General features: G+C 62.7%; 21 protein-coding genes and 1 pseudogene. 7 read left to right on the top strand and 15 right to left on the bottom strand.

Going from position 1 to position 24,497, the window contains the following annotated elements; all coding sequences use genetic code 11:
- Nucleotides 1-4: 4 nt before the first annotated feature.
- Entirely contained in the window at nucleotides 5-442 is a 438-nt protein-coding gene (locus tag NTD88_RS11655; protein WP_262129490.1) for an Lrp/AsnC family transcriptional regulator, read from the bottom strand.
- Between the two features lie 135 nt (nucleotides 443-577).
- Between NTD88_RS11655 and NTD88_RS11650 the strand changes: the two are divergent.
- Both NTD88_RS11650 and NTD88_RS11645 read left to right on the top strand, forming a co-directional pair.
- A pseudogene (locus NTD88_RS11650) lies at nucleotides 578-1,473 on the top strand (DMT family transporter); the annotation flags it as partial.
- 39 nt (nucleotides 1,474-1,512) lie between these two features.
- Nucleotides 1,513-2,433, top strand: a complete 921-nt coding sequence (locus NTD88_RS11645; protein ID WP_262156123.1) for a class I SAM-dependent methyltransferase — start codon at nucleotides 1,513-1,515, stop codon at nucleotides 2,431-2,433.
- A 63-nt stretch (nucleotides 2,434-2,496) separates the two neighbouring features.
- Here the strand turns inward: NTD88_RS11645 and NTD88_RS11640 are convergent, their stop codons facing one another.
- The 9 genes from NTD88_RS11640 to gcl form a co-directional block, all read right to left on the bottom strand.
- Nucleotides 2,497-4,512: a mechanosensitive ion channel family protein gene (locus tag NTD88_RS11640; protein ID WP_256587798.1), complete on the bottom strand. Its 2,016-nt coding sequence runs from the start codon at nucleotides 4,510-4,512 to the stop codon at nucleotides 2,497-2,499.
- A gap of 125 nt (nucleotides 4,513-4,637) precedes the next feature.
- Complete coding sequence (locus NTD88_RS11635) at nucleotides 4,638-5,639, bottom strand: sulfate ABC transporter substrate-binding protein (RefSeq protein WP_095157011.1); 1,002 nt, start codon at nucleotides 5,637-5,639, stop codon at nucleotides 4,638-4,640.
- Between the two features lie 91 nt (nucleotides 5,640-5,730).
- The gene (locus tag NTD88_RS11630; RefSeq protein WP_262156122.1) at nucleotides 5,731-6,555 is read right to left on the bottom strand and encodes an ion transporter; all 825 of its coding nucleotides are present in this window, start codon (nucleotides 6,553-6,555) and stop codon (nucleotides 5,731-5,733) included.
- 110 nt (nucleotides 6,556-6,665) lie between these two features.
- Nucleotides 6,666-7,532 carry an urea transporter gene (locus NTD88_RS11625; RefSeq protein ID WP_262156121.1) on the bottom strand — a complete coding sequence of 289 codons (867 nt, stop codon included), beginning with the start codon at nucleotides 7,530-7,532 and terminating at the stop codon, nucleotides 6,666-6,668.
- Nucleotides 7,533-7,688: 156 nt separating this feature from the next.
- Nucleotides 7,689-9,104, bottom strand: a complete 1,416-nt coding sequence (gene pyk / locus NTD88_RS11620) for a pyruvate kinase (RefSeq protein ID WP_262156120.1) — start codon at nucleotides 9,102-9,104, stop codon at nucleotides 7,689-7,691.
- Nucleotides 9,094-10,374 carry a glycerate kinase gene (locus NTD88_RS11615; RefSeq protein ID WP_262129497.1) on the bottom strand — a complete coding sequence of 427 codons (1,281 nt, stop codon included), beginning with the start codon at nucleotides 10,372-10,374 and terminating at the stop codon, nucleotides 9,094-9,096. The genes pyk and NTD88_RS11615 overlap by 11 nt, the downstream gene beginning before the upstream one ends.
- A gap of 162 nt (nucleotides 10,375-10,536) precedes the next feature.
- On the bottom strand, nucleotides 10,537-11,430 hold the full coding sequence (locus tag NTD88_RS11610) for a 2-hydroxy-3-oxopropionate reductase (protein WP_095157016.1): 894 nt from the start codon (nucleotides 11,428-11,430) through the stop codon (nucleotides 10,537-10,539).
- Nucleotides 11,431-11,589: 159 nt separating this feature from the next.
- The gene (gene hyi / locus NTD88_RS11605) at nucleotides 11,590-12,372 is read right to left on the bottom strand and encodes a hydroxypyruvate isomerase (RefSeq protein WP_095157017.1); all 783 of its coding nucleotides are present in this window, start codon (nucleotides 12,370-12,372) and stop codon (nucleotides 11,590-11,592) included.
- Between the two features lie 57 nt (nucleotides 12,373-12,429).
- A complete protein-coding gene (gene gcl, locus NTD88_RS11600; RefSeq protein ID WP_175651564.1) occupies nucleotides 12,430-14,205 on the bottom strand; it encodes a glyoxylate carboligase in 1,776 nt (591 codons plus the stop codon).
- Nucleotides 14,206-14,460: 255 nt separating this feature from the next.
- On the opposite strand from gcl, the gene NTD88_RS11595 reads away from it, so the two are divergent.
- Nucleotides 14,461-14,901 carry a GlcG/HbpS family heme-binding protein gene (locus NTD88_RS11595; RefSeq protein WP_095157019.1) on the top strand — a complete coding sequence of 147 codons (441 nt, stop codon included), beginning with the start codon at nucleotides 14,461-14,463 and terminating at the stop codon, nucleotides 14,899-14,901.
- 84 nt (nucleotides 14,902-14,985) lie between these two features.
- Here NTD88_RS11595 and NTD88_RS11590 read toward each other — a convergent pair whose 3' ends face one another.
- The gene (locus NTD88_RS11590; RefSeq protein WP_095157130.1) at nucleotides 14,986-15,594 is read right to left on the bottom strand and encodes a TetR/AcrR family transcriptional regulator; all 609 of its coding nucleotides are present in this window, start codon (nucleotides 15,592-15,594) and stop codon (nucleotides 14,986-14,988) included.
- 177 nt (nucleotides 15,595-15,771) lie between these two features.
- On the opposite strand from NTD88_RS11590, the gene NTD88_RS11585 reads away from it, so the two are divergent.
- Nucleotides 15,772-16,680, top strand: a complete 909-nt coding sequence (locus NTD88_RS11585) for a DUF808 domain-containing protein (RefSeq protein ID WP_262156119.1) — start codon at nucleotides 15,772-15,774, stop codon at nucleotides 16,678-16,680.
- Nucleotides 16,681-16,714: 34 nt separating this feature from the next.
- Here the strand turns inward: NTD88_RS11585 and NTD88_RS11580 are convergent, their stop codons facing one another.
- On the bottom strand, nucleotides 16,715-18,664 hold the full coding sequence (locus NTD88_RS11580; protein WP_262156118.1) for an LTA synthase family protein: 1,950 nt from the start codon (nucleotides 18,662-18,664) through the stop codon (nucleotides 16,715-16,717).
- Between the two features lie 231 nt (nucleotides 18,665-18,895).
- Between NTD88_RS11580 and NTD88_RS11575 the strand changes: the two genes are divergently transcribed.
- Together NTD88_RS11575 and NTD88_RS11570 are read left to right on the top strand one after the other, a co-directional pair.
- A complete protein-coding gene (locus NTD88_RS11575; RefSeq protein ID WP_262156117.1) occupies nucleotides 18,896-19,201 on the top strand; it encodes a hypothetical protein in 306 nt (101 codons plus the stop codon).
- Nucleotides 19,202-19,252: 51 nt separating this feature from the next.
- Nucleotides 19,253-20,944 carry a phosphoethanolamine transferase gene (locus NTD88_RS11570; RefSeq protein ID WP_262156116.1) on the top strand — a complete coding sequence of 564 codons (1,692 nt, stop codon included), beginning with the start codon at nucleotides 19,253-19,255 and terminating at the stop codon, nucleotides 20,942-20,944.
- On the opposite strand, the gene NTD88_RS11565 is transcribed toward NTD88_RS11570, so the two are convergent.
- From NTD88_RS11565 to NTD88_RS11555, 3 genes are all read right to left on the bottom strand, one after another.
- A complete protein-coding gene (locus NTD88_RS11565; RefSeq protein ID WP_262129500.1) occupies nucleotides 20,928-21,713 on the bottom strand; it encodes an outer membrane protein OmpK in 786 nt (261 codons plus the stop codon). The genes NTD88_RS11570 and NTD88_RS11565 overlap by 17 nt on opposite strands.
- Before the next feature lie 361 nt (nucleotides 21,714-22,074).
- The gene (locus NTD88_RS11560) at nucleotides 22,075-22,863 is read right to left on the bottom strand and encodes an outer membrane protein OmpK (protein ID WP_095157025.1); all 789 of its coding nucleotides are present in this window, start codon (nucleotides 22,861-22,863) and stop codon (nucleotides 22,075-22,077) included.
- A 138-nt stretch (nucleotides 22,864-23,001) separates the two neighbouring features.
- The gene (locus tag NTD88_RS11555) at nucleotides 23,002-24,357 is read right to left on the bottom strand and encodes a nucleobase:cation symporter-2 family protein (protein WP_095157026.1); all 1,356 of its coding nucleotides are present in this window, start codon (nucleotides 24,355-24,357) and stop codon (nucleotides 23,002-23,004) included.
- On the opposite strand from NTD88_RS11555, the gene NTD88_RS11550 reads away from it, so the two are divergent.
- Nucleotides 24,356-24,490 (top strand): hypothetical protein, encoded by a 135-nt coding sequence (locus tag NTD88_RS11550; protein WP_256680109.1) that lies wholly within the window; start codon nucleotides 24,356-24,358, stop codon nucleotides 24,488-24,490. The two genes, NTD88_RS11555 and NTD88_RS11550, sit on opposite strands and share 2 nt — an antisense overlap.
- The last annotated feature ends 7 nt before the right edge of the window (nucleotides 24,491-24,497 follow it).

Genomic DNA, 24,497 nt, shown 5'->3' with positions numbered 1-24,497 from the left:
GCCCTCAATCCATCGGCGGCAGGCGCCGTTTTACCGGGGTCTTCTTGACGATCGCGGTGCTGGTTTCGGCGTGGCTGTTGAGCTTGTCCAGCAGGGTGTCGAGCTGCTCCATCGAGCGCACGTGCAGGCGGGCGATAAAGCAGTCGTCACCGGTGACCTTGTCGCATTCGGTGAACTCCGGGATGGCGACGATCTGCCGTTCCACTTCATGCAATTGCCCCGGCAGCGGACGAATGCGCACGATGGCCTGCAACTGGTAGCCGAAGCTGCGTGGGTCGACTTCGACGGTGTAGCCCTTGAGCACGCCGCGTTCTTCCAGGCGGCGCAGGCGTTCGCTGACGCTGGGCGCGGACAGCCCGGTCAGGCTCGCCAGCGCCTTGAGCGAGCGCCGCGAATCTTCCATCAGGGCGTTGAGCAGCAGTTGGTCGATGGCATCGGTCATGAAAATTCCCTCGTTAGGCGATTACGGGAAATCACCTTGATAAAAAAGGTCGGTGCCGGTTTCAGCCTGATTAATCCCATGGAATGGCCTCGCGCACCCTCGGCATACTTTGTCACATATTCCCGGAGGTGAGTGATGGACAGTTCGATACGTCGCGGTTCGCTGGAAATGATTGGGGCCATGTTGATTTCCGGGACCATTGGCTGGTTTGTGCTGGTGTCCGGGCAACCGGTGCTGGATGTGGTGTTCTGGCGCTGCGTGTTCGGCGCCGGCACCTTGTTGCTGATCTGCGCGGCCATGGGCTTTCTCCGCCCGGGCATTCTCACCCGCGCCACGTTCGCCCTGGCGGTGCTGAGCGGGGTGGCCATCGTCGGTAACTGGGTGCTGTTGTTCGCCTCCTATTCGCGGGCGTCCATCGCCATCGGCACGGCGGTGTACAACGTCCAGCCGTTCATGCTGGTGGGGCTGGCGGCGGTGTTCCTCGGCGAGAAAATCACCGTGCCCAAGCTGTTCTGGCTAGGGGTGTCGTTTGCCGGGATGCTGGCGATCGTCAGCGCCCACGGCAGCCAGGGTGAGAGCGGCGGCGAGTACCTGCTGGGCATCGCCCTGGCTCTGGGCGCGGCCTTTCTCTATGCGGTGGCGGCGCTGGTCATCAAGCGCCTGAGCGGCACGCCGCCGCACCTGATCGCGTTGATTCAAGTAACCACCGGCATCCTGTTGCTGGCGCCGTTCGCCAACCTGGGCGGGCTGCCCGATGGGCGCGCGGAGCTGGGTAGCCTGGTGACCCTGGGGATCGTCCACACCGGCCTGATGTATGTGTTGCTGTACGGCGCGATCCAGAAATTGCCCACCGCGCTGACCGGCGCCTTGTCGTTCATCTACCCGATCGCCGCGATCCTGGTGGACTGGGTCGCCTTCGGTCATCGCCTGCAACCGCTGCAATGGCTGGGCGTGGCGGCGATCCTGCTGGCGGCCGCGGGGATGCAGCGGGGCTGGTGGTTCAAATCCGCCACCCGCGGGCGCGGCGCGAGGGCGTAGAATACGCCGCTTTAGCTCAACGACTGCCCGCCATGACCGCTGCCATCGACACCCTGCATCAACACCTGCTCACCGCCCTGAACCCGCCGCCGACCGAAACCCGGCGGCTGTTCCACGGGCGCGGGCGCTGCTGGCCGGGGTTGGAGCAGATCACGGTGGACTGGCTGCAGGGCGTGCTGCTGGTATCGCTGTTCCGCGAGCCGCCTGAAGGTCAGTTGGCCGAACTGGAAAACCTGTTGCGAACACTCGCCGCCAGCACGGATTGGCCGGGCGGGGCGGTGTTGATCCAGCACCGCTATCTGCCGGAAAGCCCTGGTCAGTGGCTGTTGGGCGAAGCCTGCGAAACCCGGGTGATCGACGAAGACGGCCTGCGTTATCAACTGGACCTGGGCCTGAAGCAGAACAGCGGCCTGTTCCTCGATATGCGTTACGGCCGGCGCTGGGTGCGCGAGCAGGCGGCGGGCAAGCGGGTGCTGAACCTGTTCGCCTACACCTGCGGTTTCTCGGTGGCGGCGATCGCTGGCGGCGCTGAGCAGGTGGTCAACCTGGACATGTCCCGGGCGGCGTTGTCGCGGGGGCGGGACAATCACCGGCTCAATGGCCATGACCTGGCGCGGGTCGGTTTTCTCGGCCACGAGCTGTTCAAGTCCTGGGGCAAGGTGCGCAAAGGCGGCCCGTACGACCTGATCATCATCGACCCGCCGACCTTCCAGAAGGGCAGCTTCGCCCTGACCCAGGACTACGCGAAGATCCTGCGGCGCCTGCCGGAGCTGTTGACCGAGGGCGGCACGGTGCTGGCGTGTGTCAATGATCCGGCAATCGGGCCGGAGTTCTTGATCCAGGGGATGGCCGAGCAGGCGCCGCAGTTGACGTTTGTCGAGCGGTTGGAGAATCCGCCGGAGTTTCCGGATGCGGATGTGGCGGGTGGGTTGAAGGCTTTGGTTTTTCGGTGACTGTCGGGGCCTCATCGCTGGCTTGTCGGAGTGCCGAACCGCAGCGATGAGGCTTCCAAAAACCTACTGAGCCGGATCCCCAACCCTGGCCGGCACCGGGTTGTACTGGGCGAAACTCACATCGTCCGTCTGGTCCACCAATTTCTTCAGCCGCTCATTGAACGCCCGGTTCACCGCGTACTGCCCGCCCGAGGTGGTGCGGAATTGCGCGGTCAGGGTCATGCCGTTGAGGTTCATGCTGTCGACCCCGAACACCTGCAATGGCCCTTGCAGGCTGTGCCGCAGGATCGGGTCTTCGCTGATCGACTGGCCCACTTCGCGGATCAGCTTCAGCGCCGTGTCCACATCCGTCTCATAGCTGAACTGCACCGAGAAGAACGCGTAGGCGAACTGCCGTGACTGGTTGGTGACCGCCTTGATCTGGCCGAACGGCACCGAATGCACGAACCCTTTGCCGTCGCGCAGGCGCAGGGTGCGGATGGTCAGGCTTTCCACCGTGCCGGCGTGGCCCGAGTCGAGCACCACCCAGTCGCCGATGGCGATGGTGTCTTCAATCAGGATGAACAGCCCGGTGATCACGTCCTGCACCAGTTGCTGCGAACCGAAACCGATGGCCAGGCCGACCACCCCGGCACCGGCGAGAAACGGCGCGACGTTGATCCCCAGGTTAGCCATGGTGGTGATGGTGCAGATCACCACCAGCACCACTTTGATGGCGTTGCGCAGCATCGGCAGGATGGTCCGCGTGCGGGTGCTGGGCTGGCGTGTGGCGCGGCGGCCGGGTGCAGGTTTCAGCGCTTCCTGGATCGCGGTGTCGATCACCACCCAGAGCAGCCAGGTCACCAGCAGGATCAGGCCGATGCTGCTCAGCGAGTCGCTGATGGCCCGGCCGAAGCTGTTGCGCAGGGCGAAGTCCAGCACCGAGAAGCCCCAGATCCGTCCCAGCAGTTCGATGAAGATCACCGCCATGGCGATGCGCAACAAGGCGTGGGCGAGGCTGAAGAGCAATTCCTTGTAGGGCCGCAGGCGTTGTTCCGGGTTGCGCGGCGGGTTGAGGAAGTGCTGCAGGGTGATGCTCAGGAACACACTGCCGATCAACAGCACGGTGGTCAGCAGGGCTTTCTGCAAGGCGCGCTGGCTTTCTTCGCCCGCGCCGATCAGGTTGATGGCCGAGACCATGATCATCATCAGGATCGGCAAGTACCAGATGGCCGAGAAAATCCGCAGGGTTTCCTGCACGGCGCGGTGTTGCAGGCGGTCCTTGAGGCTGCGGTTGCGGATCAGGTGCGCCACCGGGCGGCGTGAGCGCAGTACCACTACCGCAAAGGCCAGGGTGGCCAGCAGGCCCGTTACCACGGCGATACTGCTGGTCAGGTTGCCGCCCAGTTGGCGGGCGATTTGCGGGCTCGTCAGGGCGTCGCTCCAGGCGGCGAGGAAACCGATCAGAAACAGCGGACGCGGCGCCGCCTCACGAATGATCCGCACCGCCGTGCGTTTGTGGCCGACATCGAAGAGGGTGATCAGGCACAGGATGATGGTGGTCGAGAAAATACCGCTGCTGGTGGCGTAGGCCAGGCTCATGCCCAGGGCGCGGCCCACCGAGGGGTCCAACTGGCGGGCGACGAACAGCGCGGCGGGCAGGCTGATGATGGCGGGCAGCGTGTAGGGCAACAGGTAGCCCAGCAGCTTTTGTGGTCGGGGGCGATTGCGCAGCAGTCGGGAGCCCTGGCTGGCCCGCGCGGCGAGCCGCCCGAGGTAGCCGAGCAGGGCAAATACGGCGGCCCAGGTGGCGGTGAGCATCAGGAAATCCCAGGTCATTTCCATCAGGTCGCCGGCGTCATGGCGGGTGACCAGTTGATCCACCTCCTTGGCCGCCCGGTCGGTGCGCAGGCGCCAGGCATCGAGCAGGTGGTGGTCGATGTTCAGTTCCTGGGAGACATCGTCCAGCCCACTGGCAAGGGTGCCGAGCAACCCACCCTGAACCACGGGTTCGGATTCGGCGGGTTTTTCTTCGGTGAGGGTGGACAGCGGTCCGGCGGCCAGCGCGGAGGAACCGAGCAGGGCGCAGAACAGCAGCATGAGTACGGATCGGAACACGGGCTACTCCTTCGGCCGGGGGGTGACGGAAAGGGTAGACAATGATCGGCGGGGGATTACTGCGAGGAATTAGGGAGGGGGCCTGAAGACAGGCCCCTGACTACCGATTACTTGCCGGTATAGATCTGGTCGAAGATGCCACCGTCATTGAAGTGGGTCTTCTGCACGGTGCGCCAGTCACCAAAGGTTTTCTCGACGGAGAGGAAGTCGACTTTCGGGAAGCGGTCGGTGTACTTGGCGAGGATCGCCGGGTCACGCGGGCGCAGGTAGTTGTTGGCGGCGATTTCCTGGGCTTCCGGCGACCACAGGTATTTCAGGTAGGCCTCGGCGGTAGCGCGGCTGCCTTTCTTGTCGACCACCTTGTCCACCACGCTCACTGGCGGCTCGGCTTCGGCGGAGACGCTCGGGTAGATCACTTCGAACTGATCACGACCGAATTCGCGGGCGATCATCTCGGCTTCGTTCTCGAAGGTCACCAGCACGTCGCCGATCTGGTTGGTCATGAAGGTGGTGGTGGCGGCACGGCCACCGGTGTCCAGCACCGGCGCCTGCTTGAACAGCTTGCCGACGAAGTCCTTGGCCTTGTTCTCGTCGCCGCCGTTTTTCAGCACATAACCCCAGGCCGACAGGTAGGTGTAGCGGCCGTTACCCGAAGTCTTCGGGTTGGGCACGATCACCTGAACGCCGTCCTTGAGCAGGTCGGGCCAGTCTTTCAGGGTCTTCGGGTTGCCCTTGCGGACGATGAACACAGTGGCCGAGGTGAACGGCGCGCTGTGGTTCGGCAGGCGGGTGACCCAGTCGTTCGGCACCAGTTGGCCGTTGTCGGCGAGGGCGTTGATGTCGGTGGCCATGTTCATGGTGATGACATCGGCAGGCAGGCCGTCGATGACCGAGCGCGCTTGCTTGCTCGAACCGCCGAAGGACATCTGCACGGTGATCTTCTCTTTGTGCTCGGCTTCCCAGTGCTTCTGGAACGCGGCGTTGTAGTCCTTGTAGAAATCACGCATCACGTCGTAGGAGACGTTCAGCAGTGGGGCCGGGGCGGCCTGGGCGAAGCTGCCCACGGCCAGGCTCGCGGCCAGCAGCGAGGCACTGAAGAGTTTTTTCACTGTGCATTCCTTGTTGGAGTTAATTGACGGCATTGTGCCAGCGACTATAGCCAAAGCGCCTTAGGCACAAAAAGATTAAAAGCTGCTTTGCTTATTCCTCTTTCCTGAACAACGCGTTGCCACAGCGCGAGCAGAAGGCCGCGCCATGTTCGTGGCTGTTCTTGCGGCACACCGGGCAGTCGTGACGCAACTGTTCGCCGCGCATCGCGTTGGCCAGTTCGGCGGTAAAGATACCTGTGGGCACGGCGATGATCGAGTAACCGGTGATCATCACCAGCGAAGAAATGACCTGGCCCAGCGGCGTCTTCGGCACGATATCGCCGAAACCCACCGTGGTGAGGGTGACGATGGCCCAGTAGATGCCCTTGGGAATGCTGGTGAAGCCGTGCTCGGGACCTTCGACGACGTACATCAGGGTGCCGAACACCGTGACCAGGGTCGAGACGCTGACCAGGAACACGATGATCTTCTGCTTGCTGCCGCGCAGGGCGTCGAGCAGGTAATGGGCCTGCTTGAGGTACGGGCTGAGCTTGAGCACGCGGAAGATCCGCAGCATGCGGATGACCCGGATGATCAGCAGGTACTGGGCGTCGCTGTAATACAGGGCGATGATCCCCGGCACGATCGCCAGCAGGTCCACCAGCCCGTAGAAACTGAAGGCGTAGCGCAGCGGCTTGGGCGAGCAGTACAGGCGCATCAGGTATTCGACCAGGAACACGGCGGTGAAGCCCCACTCGATCCCGGCCAGCAGCCCGGCGTAGCTCTGGTGAACTTCGTCGATGCTGTCCAGGATCACGATGACCAGGCTGGCGAGGATGATCAGCAGCAGGGCGGTATCGAAGCGGCGGCCGGCGACGGTGTCGGTTTGGAAGATGATGACGTAGAGCTGCTGGCGCAGGCTCTGAGGGGTGTTCATGAGGGGATGTGTTCCAGGCGGGTGGTGCCGGGAAGCCTAGGGGGCTGGCCGGGAGTTGTGCAAGTTTTCATGGCCTCATCTCGGCTTTGCCGACGATGAGGCCATGAAGCTCAGCCCAAAGCTACTGTCTTCACCTTGCGAAACCCACCCAGCCGCACCATCCAGCACGCCACGATGAACGGCGCGGTCAGCCCCGAAATCGGCAGCAGGTTGAACAGCGGCTGCACAGCGATCGCCAGGATGATCGCCAGCAACGGCTTCCACGGCTGGGCGCGGGTGCCGCTGAAGGCGAGGGCGGCCAGCGCGGCATTGAAGCCATAAAGCCCCATGTAGGCCGCAGTCGCTTCACCGCCCACCAGCGCGACGCTGCCGCCAATGGCGGCGCCGACAAAGGCCCAGGCCGCCGCATAGCGATCCGACAGCAGCAAGCCCAGGGCAATCAGCAGGCCCGCCAACGGCTGGTCCAGCAGGAAGATCTGTCCCAGCCCCCGCGCCAGCGCATCCAGCGGGTTGGCCGGGACCGGCGCATTGGCGACCGCCGCCGGATCGGCGATGACCAGCAAGGCCCAGCCGATCAGTACGAATGGCAAGGTGTAGGCCGGCAACAGCACGGAGCCACCGCGCTTGAGCCACTGGTGCACCAGCATGCTGCTGAGCCCGGCCGCGGCGATGATGAGCGGCGCGAGCAGCGATGACCACGGCAGCAGGTAGCTGAACAGCAGGCCGATCAGCACGCCGTTGTAGCTGTAGAGCCCGGCTTGGCGGTCGGCGCGGTCGTAGCCGCGGCGCTGGGCCACCAGCAACCCGGAAAGGGCGCCCAGCAGCGCGCCGCCGAGCAGGTGCGGGGCGGTGAGAAGGATGGCCAGCAGGCAGCACAGGCCGCACAGCGGGTTACGCTGCAGCAGCACCTGACTGAACCCGTTGAGCAAGGCGGTTGCCCAGTCGGGGCAGGGGTTAACTAGATTTTTGGTGTACATGGCAGTAGGTCTGAGTGAAGTGGGTCGCCTCTTTGGGCGGGTCTTGTCCCACGGTTTAGGGGTGTTTCTTTTTTAGGGCCCTGGATCGCGAGGCAAGCCCGCGGCCACAGATTCACGCGGATGAATCGGCGGCCGCGGGCTTGTCCCGCGAAGACGTCAAAGCAGGGTTTCGATACGCAGCGAGTTAGTCGATCCCGGCTGGCCAAAAGGCACACCGGCGGTGATCAGCAAGGTGTCGCCACGGTTGGCCATGCCTTGGGCCTGGGCGATTTCCAGCGCGGTGGAACACACCTCGTCGACCTGGCGCAGGCGATCGTTGACCACCGAGTGCACGCCCCAGACCACGCTCAGGCGCCGCGCGGTAATCAGGTTCGGCGTCAGGTTGAGGATCGGCGCCCGTGGCCGCTCGCGGGAGGTGCGCAGGGTCGAGTTGCCCGACTCGCTGTAGTTCACCAGCACCGCCACCGGCAGGATGCCGCTGATACGGCGGATGGCGCAGCTGATGGCGTCCGACACCGTGGCTTCGGCTTTTGGCCGGCCAACGTCGAGCTGGGTCTGGTAGTCCGGGCCGCTTTCCACCTGGCGGATGATCTTGCTCATCATCTGCACCGCTTCGAGCGGGTATTCGCCGGACGCGGTTTCCGCCGACAGCATCACCGCATCGGCACCTTCGCCGATGGCGTTGGCGACGTCGGTGACTTCGGCGCGGGTTGGCGCCGGGGAGAAGCGCATCGATTCGAGCATCTGCGTTGCCACCACCACCGGACGGCCGAGCTGGCGGCAGGTGGCGATGATGTTTTTCTGGATCTGCGGCACGCTCTCGGCCGGCACTTCCACGCCCAGGTCACCACGGGCGACCATGATCGCGTCGCTCAGCTCGGCGATCTCGCGCAGTTTGGTCACCGCGGAAGGCTTCTCGATCTTGGCCATGAGGAAGGCACGGTCGCCGATCAACTGGCGGGCTTCGATGATGTCTTCGGGACGCTGCACGAATGACAGCGCCACCCAGTCCACGCCCAGTTCCAGGCCGAAGGTCAGGTCGCGACGGTCTTTTGGGGTGAGCGGGCTGAGGTCCAGCACCGCCTGCGGGACGTTGACGCCCTTGCGGTCGGACAGCTCGCCGCCATTGAGCACCGTGGTGTCGATGGCGTCGGCATGCTTGGCGGTCACGCGCAGGCGCAGACGCCCGTCGTCCACCAGCAGGTCCATGCCCGGTTCCAGCGCGGCGATGATTTCCGGGTGGGGCAGGTTGACGCGCTGGCCGTCACCCGGCGTCGGGTCGAGGTCCAGGCGCAGGGCCTGGCCGCGTTGCAGTTGCACCTTGCCCTCGGCCAGACGGCCGACGCGCAGTTTCGGACCTTGCAGGTCCATGAGGATGCCCAGCGGGTAGTTGAGCTGGCTCTCCACCTCGCGGATCCACTGGTAGCGCATGGCGTGGTCGGCATGCTCGCCGTGGCTGAAGTTGAGGCGGAAGATGTTGACCCCGGCCTCGACCAGTTGGCGGATGTCGTCGATGCCTTGGGTCGCGGGGCCGAGGGTGGCGAGAATCTTGGCTTTTTTGTCAGGCGTCATGTTGAGCGGTCTCAAGGATGAGGATGGCGCGAAAATCGTTGACGTTGGTGCGGGTCGGTTCGGTGACGATCAACCCGTCGAGCGCGGCGAAGTAGCCGTAGCCGTTGTTGTTGTCCAGCTCGTCCGAGGCCGACAGGCCCAGCGCCTGGGCGCGGGCGTAGCTGTCCGGGGTCATGATGGCGCCGGCGTTGTCTTCCGAGCCGTCGATGCCGTCGGTGTCGCCGGCCAGCGCGTAGACGCCGGGCAGGCCCTTGAGGCTTTCGGTGAGGCTCAGCAGGAACTCGGCGTTGCGTCCACCACGGCCATTGCCGCGCACGGTCACGGTAGTTTCACCGCCGGACAGAATCACGCAAGGCGCCGGCAGCGGCTGGCCGTGCAGCACCACCTGGCGGGCGATACCGGCGTGGACCTTGGCCACTTCCCGCGACTCGCCTTCCAGGTCGCCGAGGATCAGCGGGCTGAAGCCGGCCTGGCGGGCTTTCACCGCGGCGGCTTCGAGCGACTGCTGGGGCCGGGCGATCAGTTGGAAATGGCTGCGGGCCAGGGCCGGGTCATCGGCCTTGACGGTTTCCGAGGCGGGGTTGTTCAGCCAGTCGATCACCGCTTTTGGCGCCTCGATGTTGTAGCGCTTGAGGATCGCCAGCGCTTCGGCCGAGGTGCTCGGGTCGGCCACGGTGGGGCCGGAGGCGATGACCGTGGCGAGGTCGCCCGGCACATCGGAAATCGCGTAGGTGTAGACGGTGGCCGGCCAGCAGGCCTTGGCCAGGCGGCCGCCCTTGATCGCCGAGAGGTGCTTGCGCACGCAGTTCATCTCGCCGATGGTGGCGCCGGACTTGAGCAAGGCTTTGTTGATCTGTTGCTTGTCCGCCAGGGTCAGGCCCTCGGCGGGCAGGGCGAGCAGCGCGGAGCCGCCGCCGGACAGCAGGAAGATCACCCGGTCGTCGGCGCCGAGGTCACTGACCATTTCCAGCACGCGCTTGGCGACGGCGAGGCCGGCGGCGTCGGGGACCGGGTGGGCGGCTTCGACCACTTCGATCTTCGAGCAGCTGGCGCCGTGGCCATAACGGGTCACGACCAGGCCGCGGACTTCGCCTTGCCAGGTACGTTCGACCACTTCGGCCATGGCTGCGGCGGCCTTACCGGCGCCAATGACGATGACGCGACCGGTGCGGTCGCTGGGCAGGTGTGCTTCAAGGACCTGACGCGGATGGGCGGCATCGATGGCCGTGGCGAACAGGTCGCGGAGAAATTGTTGCGGATCGACCGACATCTCAGGCTCCCAAATCTTATTGTTCTTCAAAATCGAAAACGCCCCTGGAACGGCCTCCGTGCAGGCTGAACCAGGGGCGGTGTTGCGCGGTTGCAACTGCCAGCCACGAGGGTGGAAGGGAACGATGCGCGGACCCTTCGCCGCGCGGCGTGCAGCGCGTGTTTACTTGTCGTCGCGGATCGAGAAGTTGGCCATGTGTTCCAGGCCTTTGATCAGCGCCGAGTGGTCCCAGTTGGCACCGCCGATGGCCGCGCAGGTGCTGAACACTTGCTGGGCGTTGGAGGTGTTGGGCAGGTTGATGTTCAATTCCTTGGCGCCTTGCAGGGCCAGGTTCAGGTCTTTCTGGTGCAGGCTGATGCGGAAGCCCGGATCGAAGGTGCCTTTGATCATGCGCTCGCCGTGCACTTCGAGGATCTTCGAGGAGGCGAAGCCGCCCATCAGTGCTTCACGCACCTTGGCTGGATCGGCGCCGTTCTTGGCGGCGAACAGCAGGGCTTCGGCAACGGCCTGGATGTTCAGCGCAACGATGATCTGGTTGGCGACCTTGGCGGTCTGGCCATCACCATTGCCACCGACGCGGGTGATGTTCTTGCCCACGGCCTGGAACAGCGGCAGGGTGCGTTCGAAGGCATTCGGGCAACCGCCGACCATGATGCTCAGGGTCGCCGCCTTGGCACCGACTTCGCCGCCGGAAACCGGTGCGTCGAGGTAGGCAGCGCCAGTGGCCTTGATCTTCTCGGCGAAGGCTTTGGTGGCGGTCGGCGAGATCGAGCTCATGTCGATCACCACCTTGTTCGGGCCAACGCCTTCGGCGACGCCGTTTTCACCGAACAGGACGGCTTCGACCTGTGGGGTATCGGGCACCATGACGATGATGAATTCGGCTTCCTGGGCCACTTCCTTCGGATTGGCCAGGGCCACGGCACCGGCGGCGATCAGCTCGGCTGGCGCGACGTCGTGGTGGGTGGACAGGAACAGGCTGTGACCCGCTTTCTGCAGGTTCTGCGCCATTGGGCGGCCCATGATGCCGGTGCCGATGAAACCGATTTTAGCCATGAGAATTTGCCTCTTTTATTTGTTGAGTTCTGATCGGGGGCGCCGCGCATCCCGTAGGAACGAGCGTGCTCGCGAATGCGATGAAGCCGGCGACGGTGTCGGCGCGGCTGAGGTCATCGCGAGCAAGCTCGCTCCTACGGTGATGGGGTATTGCCGTTTTCAGATAGCGTTATGCGTCTTCAGCCAGCCCAGACCTTCTTCGGTGGTGGTCTTCGGCTTGTATTCCGCGCCGACCCAGCCCTGGTAGCCGATACGGTCCAGGTGCTCGAACAGGAAGCGGTAGTTGATCTCGCCAGTGCCCGGTTCGTGACGGCCTGGGTTGTCGGCCAACTGGATGTGGTTGATCTTGGCCAGGTTGGTTTCAACGGTACGGGCCAGGTCACCTTCCATGATTTGCATGTGGTAGATGTCGTACTGCAGGAACAGGTTGTCGCTGCCCACTTCAGCCTGGATTTCCAGGGCCTGTTTGGTGGTGTTCAGGTAGAAGCCGGGGATGTCGCGGGTGTTGATCATTTCCATGACCAGCTTGATACCGGCGGCCTTCAGCTTGTCGGCGGCGAAGCGCAGGTTTTCGACGAAGGTCTTGCGTACGGTGGCGCAGTCCGGGCCTTGTGGGCGGATGCCGGCCAGGGCGTTGACCTGGGTGTTGCCCAGGACCTTGGCGTAGGCGATGGCGAGATCGACACCGGCGCGGAATTCCTCGACCCGGGCCGGATCGCAGGCGATACCGCGATCACCCTTGGCCCAGTCGCCGGCCGGCAGGTTGAACAGCACCTGGGTCAGGCCGTGAGCGTCGAGCAGTTGCTTGATCTCGGTCGAGCTGTAGTCGTAAGGGAAGAGGTATTCGACCCCGCTGAAACCCGCGTCGGCGGCGGCCTTGAAACGGGCCAGGAAGTCCTGTTCGGTGAACAGCATGGACAGGTTGGCGGCAAAGCGTGGCATGGTGGTCTCCTTGCTGGGATGGGCCCCGCGCCGTGAAGGGCGGGGCCGCACAGTCGATCAGTCGAGCAGCGAAATCGCGGTTGGCGCGTCGTTGCCGACCAGTGCCAGGTCTTCGAATTCGTTGACCGCGTTGATTTCGGTACCCATGGAAATGTTGGTGACGCGCTCGAGAATCACCTCGACCACCACCGGCACGCGGTGCTCTTCGGCCAGCTTCTGCGCCTTGAGCAGGGCAGGGGCGATTTCTTCCGGCTTGAACACGCGCAGGGCCTTGCAACCCAGGCCTTCGACCACGGCAACGTGATCGACGCCGTAGCCGTTCAGGTCAGGCGAGTTGATGTTCTCGAACGCCAGTTGAACACAGTAATCCATCTCGAAGCCACGCTGCGCCTGGCGGATCAGGCCGAGGTAGGCGTTGTTCACCAGCACGTGGACGTACGGCAGGTTGAACTGCGCGCCCACTGCCAGCTCTTCGATCATGAACTGGAAGTCATAGTCGCCGGACAGTGCCACGACCTTGCGGGTCGGATCGGCCTTGACCACGCCCAGCGCAGCCGGAATGGTCCAGCCCAGCGGGCCGGCCTGGCCGCAGTTGATCCAGTGGCGCGGCTTGTACACGTGCAGGAATTGCGCGCCGGCGATCTGCGACAGACCGATGGTGCTGACGTAGGTGGTGTCCTTGCCGAACACCTCGTTCATTTCCTGGTAAACGCGCTGAGGCTTGACCGGTACGTTGTCGAAGTTGGTCTTGCGCTGCAGGCTCGATTTACGCGCCTGGCAGTCTTTCAGCCATTCGCCGCGGCACTTCAGCTTGCCGGCGGCTTTCCACTCGCGGGCCACTTCCAGGAACACGTCCAGCGCGGCGCCGGCGTCGGAAACGATGCCTAGGTCCGGGGTGAACACGCGGCCGATCTGGGTCGGTTCGATGTCGACGTGAATGAAGGTGCGGCCTTCGGTGTAGACGTCCACGGAACCGGTGTGACGGTTGGCCCAGCGGTTGCCGATACCGAACACCAGGTCGGATTTCAGCATCGTGGCGTTGCCGTAGCGGTGCGAGGTTTGCAGACCAACCATGCCGACCATCAGTTCGTGATCGTCAGGGATGGTGCCCCAGCCCATCAGGGTCGGAACTACAGGGACGCCGGTCAGTTCGGCGAACTCGACCAGTTTTTCGCTGGCGTCGGCGTTGATGATGCCGCCACCGGCAACCAGCAGTGGGCGCTCGGCGTCATTCAGCAGTGCCAGGGCTTTCTCAGCCTGGACGCGGGTTGCGGCAGGCTTGTGGATTGCCAGCGGCTCGTAGGCATCGATGTCGAATTCGATTTCAGCCATCTGCACGTCGAACGGCAGGTCGATCAGCACAGGGCCTGGGCGGCCGGTGCGCATTTCATAGAAGGCTTTCTGGAAGGCGTAAGGCACTTGGCCCGGTTCCAGAACGGTGGTCGCCCACTTGGTCACCGGCTTGACGATGCTGGTGATGTCGACGGCCTGGAAATCTTCTTTATGCAGGCGAGCGCGCGGCGCTTGGCCAGTGATGCAGAGAATCGGGATGGAGTCGGCGGAGGCACTGTACAGACCGGTGACCATGTCGGTGCCGGCTGGGCCCGAGGTGCCGATGCACACGCCGATGTTGCCGGCCTTGGTGCGGGTGTAGCCCTCGGCCATGTGCGAGGCGCCTTCAACGTGGCGAGCGAGGACGTGATCGATACCACCGACTTTCTTCAGCGCCGAGTACAGCGGGTTGATCGCTGCACCAGGAATGCCAAACGCGGTGTCCACACCTTCACGGCGCATCACCAGAACGGCTGCATCGATTGCTCTCATTTTGCTCATGGTTTTGTGCCTCATTGATTTTGTAATTGTATACAAACTGCTTTTTGCCAGAGTTTATTCATGGGACGCAGTGCTGGTCAATCCATTTTCATCGGCGGTCTGTGCTTTCGTCGAAATGCCGTAAAAAAGGCTTTGGCGACGATCAGGGGCGTGATGTGGAAAATATTGTATACAAAAATATTCTCCATTGTGTTCTATTTGTTCTATCAGTTTTCACTTGCCCGCCTGGGCTTCTAACAAAAAGAGGACCGTTTCATGAATGCATTGAGCTTGAAAGTCGCTGTCAGCCTGGTGAATGGCGCGCTGGCTGCGGGTCGCAAGATTTCCGCTGCGCCGCTGACCGTGGTGGTGCTGGATGCCGGTGGCCACGTGCTGGCCTTGCAGCGCGAGGACGGCGCCAGCCTGTTGCGCCCGCAAGTGGCGATGGGCAAGGCGTGGGGCGCGATCGCCCTGGGCAAGGGCTCGCGTTTGCTGGCGCTGGACGCGCAGCAGCGCCCGGCGTTCTTTGCCGCGCTCAATGGCCTGGGTCAGAGCGCGGTGGTGCCGGCGCCGGGTGGCGTGCTGATTCGCAATGAAGCGGGCGTGGTGCTGGGGGCGATCGGGATCAGCGGCGATACGTCGGATATCGACGAGCAGTGCGCGATCAGTGCGATCGAAGAGGCGGGGTTGCGGGCTGATGCCGGGGTTGCGGCCTGATTTGATAGCTGGGTAGTGGTTGATGGCCTCATCGCCGGCTTGTCGGGGTGCCGAACCGCGGCGATGAGGCCCTTGAACCGGACATCAGTTGTCCGGCGCACACCCTTTCAACACCAGCCGAATGATGGTCTGCGCCGCGGCCTCGTAGTCACTGTCATCGAGCTTGGCCTTGCCGGTCACCACCGAAATCTGCCAGTCGAAATCAGCGTAGGTCTGGGTCGCCGCCCAGATGCTGAACATCAGGTGATGCGGGTCTACCGGGGCGATCTGGCCGTGGTCGATCCAGCGCTGGATGCAGGCGATGTTGTGCCGGGCCTGGACGTTCAGTTGCTCCACTTGCCGCGCACTGAGGTGCGGCGCGCCGTGCATGATCTCGCTGGCAAATACCTTCGACGCAAACGGTAGATCCCGGGAGATCCGCACTTTGGAGCGGATATAGGCACTGAGCACTTCATCAGGATCACCCTCGGCGTTGAACGGGGTCGACGCCTGCATGATCGGCTCGATGATGCTCTCGAGCACCTCGCGGTAGAGGTTTTCCTTGGACTTGAAGTAGTAGTAGACGTTGGGCTTGGGCAAGCCGGCCTTGGCCGCGATGTCGCTGGTCTTGGTGGCGGCGAAACCCTTGTCGGCGAATTCTTCACTGGCCGCACGCAGGATCAGTTCTTTGTTGCGCTCGCGAATGCTGCTCATGGTTTGGCGCTGTTCCTTGGTCTCGGCCCGCACCGCGGCAGGCCCGGGCAGGCGGTGGCGCATGGTAGCACCGGGCTCGCGCGGGGCTCAAGGCGGCGTCCCAAGCGGTTCGCAGGTGTATCGCAAGCGGCAACCGGCTATCCTTCTGTAACTATTCTTTACGCGAGATACATGCAAATGGCAGGAAGCAGCCTTCTTCTACTGATCGACGATATCGCGGCAGTACTCGATGACGTTTCCTTGATGACCAAAGTGGCGGCCAAGAAAACCGCCGGTGTCCTGGGCGACGACCTGGCGCTCAATGCCCAGCAGGTCACGGGCGTAAAGGCGGACCGGGAAATTCCGGTGGTGTGGGCGGTCGCCAAGGGCTCCTTCCTCAACAAGCTGATCCTGGTGCCGGCGGCGCTGCTGATCAGCGCATTTATTCCGTGGGCGGTCACGCCGCTGCTGATGATCGGCGGCGCCTACCTCTGTTTCGAAGGCTTCGAGAAGCTCGCCCATAAGTTCCTCCATGGCGCCGACGAAAAGCACGCCGAGCACGCGGCCCTGAGCGACGCCGCGGCCAATCCGGCGGTGGACCTGGTGGCCTACGAGAAAGACAAGATCAAGGGCGCGGTCCGCACCGATTTCATCCTGTCCGCGGAGATCATCGCCATTACCCTCGGCACGGTTGCCGGCGCGCCGTTGACCCAGCAGATCATCGTGCTCTCGGGTATCGCCGTGGTGATGACTGCGGGCGTCTACGGGCTGGTGGCGGGGATCGTCAAGCTCGATGACCTGGGCTTGTGGCTGACCAAGACCTCCAAGGGCATCGGCAAAACAATCGGCCGCGGCATCCTGCATTCGGCGCCGTGGCTGATGAAGATGCTGTCGGTGGTGGGTACGGCGGCGATGTTCCTGGTGGGGGGCGGGATTCTGGTGCACGGCATCGAGCCTCTGCATCACGCGATCCAGGGCTTCAGCGAAGGCCGTGGCGGTGGTTTGACGTCGGCGCTGCTCAGCGGTGTGGTGGGTATCGTCGCCGGTGCGGTGGTGCTGGCGGTGGTCGGTGGGGTGGGCAAGGTCTGGCGGGCGGTGAAGGCCTGAGGTAAAACGGCCCCGAGGGGCCGTTTTCATTTCTTCAAGGCGTCGAGGCCGTCTGCGGTGTGTGGTTCTCCGGCACCCAGTCCAGCAGGCGCTGCTTGAAGCCGTAGCTGGCGCTTTCGTAATAGGCGATGGCCCGCTTGATCAGCGGATTGTCCGCATCGCTCGCGATTTCATGGCTTTCTCCCAGTGCCTGCTGGTGCAGGCGCAGACCGCCACGCGGGCTGAGAATCGCCAGGTCCTGGCCGTCGAACAGGCCCAGGTGCTGGTAGTTGCCGATCAGCACCCGCGGCGGCAGGTTGTCTTCAAGCAGCAGGTTGCGGCCGAAGAACGTCGAGGTGTAGCTCATGTTCAGCAACCCGAGCAAGGTCGGCGCCAGGTCGATCTGGCTGGCCAGCTTGCCTTCCTCGCGGGCCTCGATCAGCTTCGGTCCATAAATGAACAGCGGGATCTGGTAGTTCTGCACCGGCAGGTCTTCCTTGCCCGCGCTGCCGGCCGTGTGATCGGCGACGAAGATGAACAGGGTGTTGTCGAACCACGGCTTTTTCCGCGCTTCGGCGAGGAACTGGCCGATGGCGTAGTCGGTGTATTTCACCGCGCCGTCGCGACCATTGCCTGACTTGATGTCGATCTTGCCGTCGGGATAGGTGTAGGGGCGGTGGTTGGAGGTGGTCATCAATTGCAGGAAGAACGGCACCTGGTTGGCGTGATCGGCATCGGCTAGTTTGACCGCCTGCCGGTAGAGGTCCTCGTCGGACATGCCCCAGGCGTTCTTGAAGCTGATATCGCTTTCATCGACGCTGGTCTGGTCGACGACCCGATAGCCGTTGCCGCTGAAGAAGGCGTTCATGTTGTCGAAGTAACCGCGACCGCCATACACGAACACGCTGTCGTAACCGACCTCGCTCAGGTGCTGGCCGAGGCTGGCGAAGCCGCTTTCACGACCGATGCGTTTGACGATCGAACGCCCCGGTGTTGGTGGCATCGACAGGGTGATGGCTTCGAGGCCGCGGTCTGTACGGGTGCCGGTGGCGTAGAAATTGTTGAAGTACAGGCTTTGCTTACGCAGTGCATCGAGGTTGGGCGTGAGGTTGCGTGGATCACCGTTGCTGCCGAGGTACTTGCCGCTCAGGCTTTCGATGGTGACCAGGACGATGTTGGGCGTGCGCGGCGTGCCGGGGTTGCTCACGGTGCGGCGGATGTCCATGGGTTCCTTGCCGATGAAGGTCACGCCGGGCTGGTTGAGTTCGGCATGGATCTGCTCGGCGGTCGCCGCTTCGGGCAGGGTGCCGTAGAACTGCTGGTAATCCAGTTCGTTGTTACGGAAGGCGGCGAAAAACTGGTACGGACCATTGCTGGCCAACTCGCGCTGGTAGGTGTTGCCACCCTGGCTACGCAGGCTGTTCTGGTCGAGGAACTGCATGCTCAAGAGCACCAGTACCGCCACGCCGGCGGCCTGTGCGGCGCGTTGCCGGAACGTCGGAAACGGTGCATGCAGGGCGCGCAGCAGCGGCTTGCGCAGAAGTACGCAGATCACCAGGGTCAGTACACCGAGACCGCCCAGAAGGGCGCCGATGGGGTAGGACTCAAGAATGTTGTTCAGCACTTCGTCGGAATAGACCAGGTAGTCCACCGCGATGAAGTTGAAGCGCACACCGAATTCGTCCCAGAACAGCCACTCGGCGACTGCGGTGAAGAGCATCGCGTAGATGCTCACCGCCAGCACGCCTTGCAGCAGCCAGCGATTGAACCGCGATACCCAGAGCCGTCGAGGGCAGAGCAGCACGAACAGGGTCAGTGGAAGTGCGGCGTAGACCAGGTAGGCCAGGTCGTTGAGCACGCCGATGGTGAAAATCGAGAGGTACGCATGCCCGGCTTCGTCCAGGTGAGTGAACAGCAGGGCGGCGCGGGTCAGCGTGAAAATCCCCAGCCAAGTGGCGGTCAGCAACAGCAAATAGCGCATGGGCGCTGTTTTGGGTGTGTACATCATTAATTCCCTTTTTAATTGTGTCCATTGCCTGGAACGGATGCGGCGTTCATTCAGGCACTGGCGAGTGTAGGCGGTGAACGCTAACAAGTGAAAAGAGAAAGAAATGTAAATGTCATGTCTGGAAAGTATGAAAGGTTCGTCTAAAATTCGTTGCGCACAGGCTGGGCAAGGAAGTTCGGCTAGAAGTGATAATGGTTTTTGCCATCGTTTGCGCAGGGAAGTCGCTCTATGTCCGTTTTGAAGTTGTCCTACGATGTTTATCATCTGGGCGTTTATCTTGCTGCCGCGTTGATGTGGCTGTTCTTGTGTCTGTTACTTGCCTTCAATTCACGCTTGATCTTTCGCCGGCCACGCACGTTGGGGCAGTGGGGTGTGCCGGCCTTGGCCGTACTCGTCAGCCTCGGTTTGCTGCTGCTGGATGTGCTGATCTTCCTCGACAGCTCGGGCATGCTGCTGGCCCTTCTTTTCGCGGGCTTCGGCGCTCCGGCGCTGGCCATCTGGTGCGTTCGCCAGCGTCTTCGCACCGCTCGCTGAGCGTGCGATCCGGTGTTTCAGGGATAGTTGAACCAGTGTCAGGAGACACGCATGAATGTTGAGCCGCTTGAGCGGGCGACCTGGAAGATTCCGGCGCCATTGTTGGTATTTCTGGTTTCGGTGTGGCTGAGTCTGGTCATGAACGCTTCTTTCTGGCGGCACCTGTGGAATGCGGTGGATGGCTGGAATAATGAACATGTTTTCTTTCTCGCCAGTCTTCCACTGTTAGTTTGCCTGTTTAACTTTGTAGTCCTGGGTTTATTGGCGTGGGGGAAACTGACGCGGGCTGTTTTGATCCTGATGCTTTTAGTGTCTGCGGTCGTCAGTTATTTCATGAGCAGCTTCGGAATAATGATCGACTACTCCATGTTGATTAACGCGATGCAGACCGATCGCCGTGAAGTATTTGATCTGCTGGGGCCGGGCCTGTTGATCTGGGTGCTGCTGGTCGGGGTCGTGCCGGCGATAGTGGTCAGCCGCATTCCACTGGCAAGGCATGGCTGGACCCGCGCCGCGCTATTGAAGCTGGGCAGCCTGCTGGGGGCATTGCTGCTGATAGGGATCATTCTGGCGCTGGCCTACCAGTCCTACGCGTCGTTGCTGCGCAATAACCGGGAACTGCGCCTGATGCTGGTGCCGTCGAACCTCGTCGGCGCCGTGCACAGCTATGCCAAGCGGCAATGGCGTACGCCCGCCGCCTTCGAGCCGGTGGGGCTGGATGCGGTGCGAGTGGCCGAAGCCGGGCAGCGGGGGCGGCACAAGGTGCTGGTGCTGGTGGTCGGGGAAACCGCGCGGTCGGCCAGTTTCTCGCTCAATGGTTACCCTCGGCAGACCAACCCGGCGCTGGCGTCGCGTGAGGTGGTCAGTTTCACCGATGTGAGTTCCTGCGGCACGGCAACGGCGATTTCGGTGCCGTGCATGTTCCAGGACCTGGGGCGTCGCGAGTACAAGAGTTTCCATGCCCGTGGTCGCGAAGGATTGCTCGACGTATTGCAGCGTGCCGGCGTGGCGGTGCTCTGGCGCGACAACAATTCAGGCTGCAAGGGCGTCTGCGACCGGGTGCCGAGCGAAGACATCGGCAAGCTGGGGATCAGCGAGCTGTGCAATGCCGATGGTTGCTTCGACGAAGCGCTGTTGCACGGGCTGGCCGAGCGGATCGATCGCAGTGCCGACGATACGGTGATTGTCCTGCACATGCTGGGCAGCCATGGCCCGGCGTACTTCAAGCGCTATCCCGAGGCGTTTCGCCGGTTCACGCCCACCTGCGACACCAGCCAGTTGGACAAATGCAGCAACGGGACCATCGTCAATGCCTACGACAATTCGATCGCTTACACCGACCATGTGCTGGCAAGCGTTATCGATCTGCTGAAAAGCCGGGAGGCGCAGTTCGACACGGCCATGCTGTACGTGTCCGATCACGGTGAGTCACTGGGGGAGAAGGGCGTTTACCTGCATGGCCTGCCTTACGCGATGGCACCCAGTGAACAGACCAGGGTGCCGATGGTGGCCTGGCTGTCCGACGCCTTTTCGACTCGGACCGGCATTACCCAGGGCTGCCTGCGGGCGCAGCGGGAATTGCCGTTGTCCCACGACAACCTGTTCCATTCGACACTGGGTCTGATGAGCGTGCGAACGGCGGTCTATCGAGAACAACTGGACCTCTTCAGGCCCTGCATGCAGGGGCCTGGAGAGGTTGCCGCCGCCGAAGCGGCGGGAGACGCGCTTAGAAGTGCACCTTGACCAGCAGGCTGGCGGTGTTCTGGTTGGTGTCGAAGCCAGAGCTGTTCTCGATGCCGTACTTGTCTTTCCAGTAGTCGTATTCGATACCGACGTAGAGCTGTTTCTCACCCAGGTCCAGCGCCTTGCCGAGGTCGTACTTGATCTGCGGGTTGAAGTGCAGGTTGGCGTGGTAGGTGCCGCGCTTCTTGGTTTCGTCGTTGTCGACGACCCAGTCCATGAAGCCGTCGATGAGGATGTCGGACTTGCCCACGGGGATGGTGTAGGCCCACACCGGGGTGATCTGCCAGACGTTGTCGCCGGCACGGCTGCCTTCGGTGTTGCGCTGGTAGAAGTTCAACTGGAAGTAGTCGAAGCCGGGGATGTCCAGGTCGAAACCAGGGCCGATCAGGTAGGACTCGGTGTCGCCTTCGCCGAACTCGTAGGTCATGGCCAGCAGCACATCCTTGACCGGGCCGAACGACAGGTCCTGGCCGAAGATCTTGCCGAACGACAGGCGCGGGCTGAACTCGCCGTAGTAGGTGTTCGGGCCGTTGCTGCTGTCTTTTTTGCCGTTGTAGAAGATCTTGTCGATGAACAGGAAGTTGTCACCGTACTTCCAGGCATCGGCGTGCTCGAAGGTGAAGGTCTGCTGGATTTCCGGGTTGACCGCGAAATCCTTGCCGTACAGGTAGGTCAGGCTGTTGTTCTGCCATTGCAACAGGTCGCCGGCCATGGCGGAGCTGGCGGCCAGCAGGCCACCTGCGAGGATCAGGCTGTTGGTAAAGCGCATCGGGTTGCTCCCTTGATTGATTCTGTTAGCGACGCTCTTGAGTCGGCGTCGTCGGGTTGATCGAGTTGCCTTGCGGGTCAGGTTTTTGCGATCGCCCACGAAAAAAAGGCAAGCGCTGGCCCCGTCTTTCCGGAAGGGTGCAGCAATCCTGCTCGACGTCTTTCTGAACAGTTCAAAGCGGTTACGACTGTTGGCGCTTACATCTACCAACCGCCCGTATTCATTGACTGAGCGGTCAGTAAACGGGGGCGGAATCCTTCCGCCCCGGTCGAGGGGGCGCGCAGGTTACTGGCTTGCGCGCTGGCCCTCAAGTGCTCCGTCCTGGAGCCGGTGGAACAAAATCCTTTCACCTGGTCAGGTTTTAGAAGTGCACCTTCACCAAAGCACTGGTCACGCTCTGGTTGGTATCGAGACGACCGCTGTTCTCGATGCCGTATTTGTCTTTCCAGTAGCTGTACTCGAAACCGACATAAAGCTGCTTGGCGCCGAGGTTCAGGGCCTTGCCGAGGTCGTATTTGACCTGCGGGTTGAACTGCAGGTTGGCGTGGTAGGTGCCGCGCTTCTTGGTTTCGTCGTTGTCCACCACCCAGTCAATGTAGCCGTCGATGAGGATGTCGGACTTGCCCACGGGAATGGTGTAGGAGAAGGTCGGGGTGATCTGCCAGACGTTGTCACCCGCACGGCTGCCTTCGGTGTGGCGGTTGTAGAAGTTCAGGGTGAAGTAGTTGAAGCCGGGAATCGCCAGGTCGAAGCCGGGGCCGATCAGGTAGGCCTCGTTGTCGCCTTCGCCGGACTCGTAGCTCACGGCCAGCAGCACGTCCTTGATCGGGCCGAGTTCGACCTTGGTGTCGAAGATCTTGCCGAACGAGAAGCGCTCGGTGAACTCGCCGTAGTAGGTGCGGTAGCCTTTGCCGCGGTCGGCCTGGCCGTTGTAGAAAATCTTGTCGACAAACAGGAAGGTGTCGCCGTACTTCCACTTGTTGGCGTGTTCGAAGGTAATGGTCTGCTGAATCGCAGGGTTGACCTGGAAGTCCTTGCCGTACAAATAGCTGAGGCTGTTGGATTGCCACAGCAGAAGATCCCCCGCTACTGCTGGAAGTGTTGCCAGCAAGCTGCTGCCCAGGAGGAGGGAAGTGGTGATGCGTTTCATGTTGTGATTCCCGGCTAATTGTTATTGTTCGTTGCGGTTTTTTCGGCGCGAAGCGCCCCGGCCGACCCGCTCCCACGGGTCGACGGTCCTGCGTATTGCTCGGGTTTGCCGGGGCGGCGAAAGCGCCGCCCAAAAGGCTCAATGGTGGGCGGAGGCTTCGTTGTGCGCAGCGCGCTCGGCGCCGCCGAGGATGTTGAACAGCAGGTTCAGCACCAGGGCGCTGACCGTGGCCATGGCGATACCGCTATGGGTGATCGGTTCCATCCACTGCGGCATTTGCGCGAAGAACTCTGGACGCACGACGGGAATCAGGCCCATGCCGACGCTGACCGCGACCAGCAACTGGTTGCGCCGGTCGGCGATGTCCGCTTCCTGGAGGATCTTGATGCCGGTGGCGGCGACCATGCCGAACATGGCGATCGACGCACCGCCCAGTACCGCCGGCGGAATCGAGGCGATCAGGAACGCGGCCTTCGGCAGCAGGCTGAGCAGGATCAGCAAGCCACCCGCCACCACGGTCACGTAGCGGCAACGCACGCCGGTCATTTGCACCAGGCCGATGTTCTGGGCAAACGAGGAGTGGGTGAAGGTGTTGAAAAAACCGGCGACAAAGGAAGCGCCGGCGTCGCACATCAAGCCGCGACGAAGCATGCCGGGGGTGACTTCGCGATCGGTCACCTTGCCCAGGGCGATGAACATGCCGGTGGATTCGACGAAGATGATCACCACCACCAGGCACATGGAAAGGACCGGTGCGAGGCTGAAGGTCGGCATGCCGAAGTGCAGTGGCGTCACGACCTGGAGCCAGGGTGCTTCGTCGAGACCGGAGAGGTCGACCATGCCGATCGAGCCGGCCAGGATGTAGCCCAGGCCCATGCCGATCAGTACCGAAACGTTGACCCAGAAACCGCGCATGAAGCGGTTGACCAGGAGAATGGTGGCCAGGACCAGGCCGGCGACGATCAGGTAGATCGGCGAGCCGAAGGTGCTGGCGGAGGCACCGCCACCGGCCCAGTTGACGGCAACCGGGAACAGCGACAGGCCGATCGAGGTGATGACCGTGCCGGTCACCAATGGCGGGAAGAAACGCACCACCTTGGACATGAAGGGCGCGATCAGCATGCCGAAGAACCCGGCGGCGATGGTCGCGCCGAAGATCCCTTGCAGGCCGACGCCAGGCATCCCGGCCATGGCCACCATGCTGCCGACGGCGGCGAAGCTGGCACCCATCATCACCGGCATGCGGATCCCTACAGCACCAATGCCGAACGACTGAACGATGGTGGCGACACCGGCGACCAGCAGATCGGCATTGATCAGGAAAGCAACTTCTTCACGGGAGAGTCCGGCAGCCTGTCCGATGATCAGCGGCACCGCAATGGCACCTCCGTACATCAGCAACACATGCTGCAGACCGACGAGGATCAATTGCAGCAAGGGCAGGGGCTGTCGTGGCGGCGCAACGGGAATGTACGCCTTGCGAGACTCGGACATGCAGCACCTCAACGGTTTTGTTCTTGTTTTTAGCTGCACGCCTCAGGCGGCAAGCTTCAAGAAGAAGCCGCCGCCATCAGGCGTGCAGTTGTTGCTGGTATCTCGACCGCAAGCCGAAGCGGATACCTCCTGACAAAGGA

The sequence above is a fragment of the Pseudomonas sp. 20P_3.2_Bac5 genome (assembly GCF_025466035.1).
Lineage (GTDB): Bacteria > Pseudomonadota > Gammaproteobacteria > Pseudomonadales > Pseudomonadaceae > Aquipseudomonas.
This window is presented reverse-complemented; position numbering and strand designations above follow the sequence as displayed.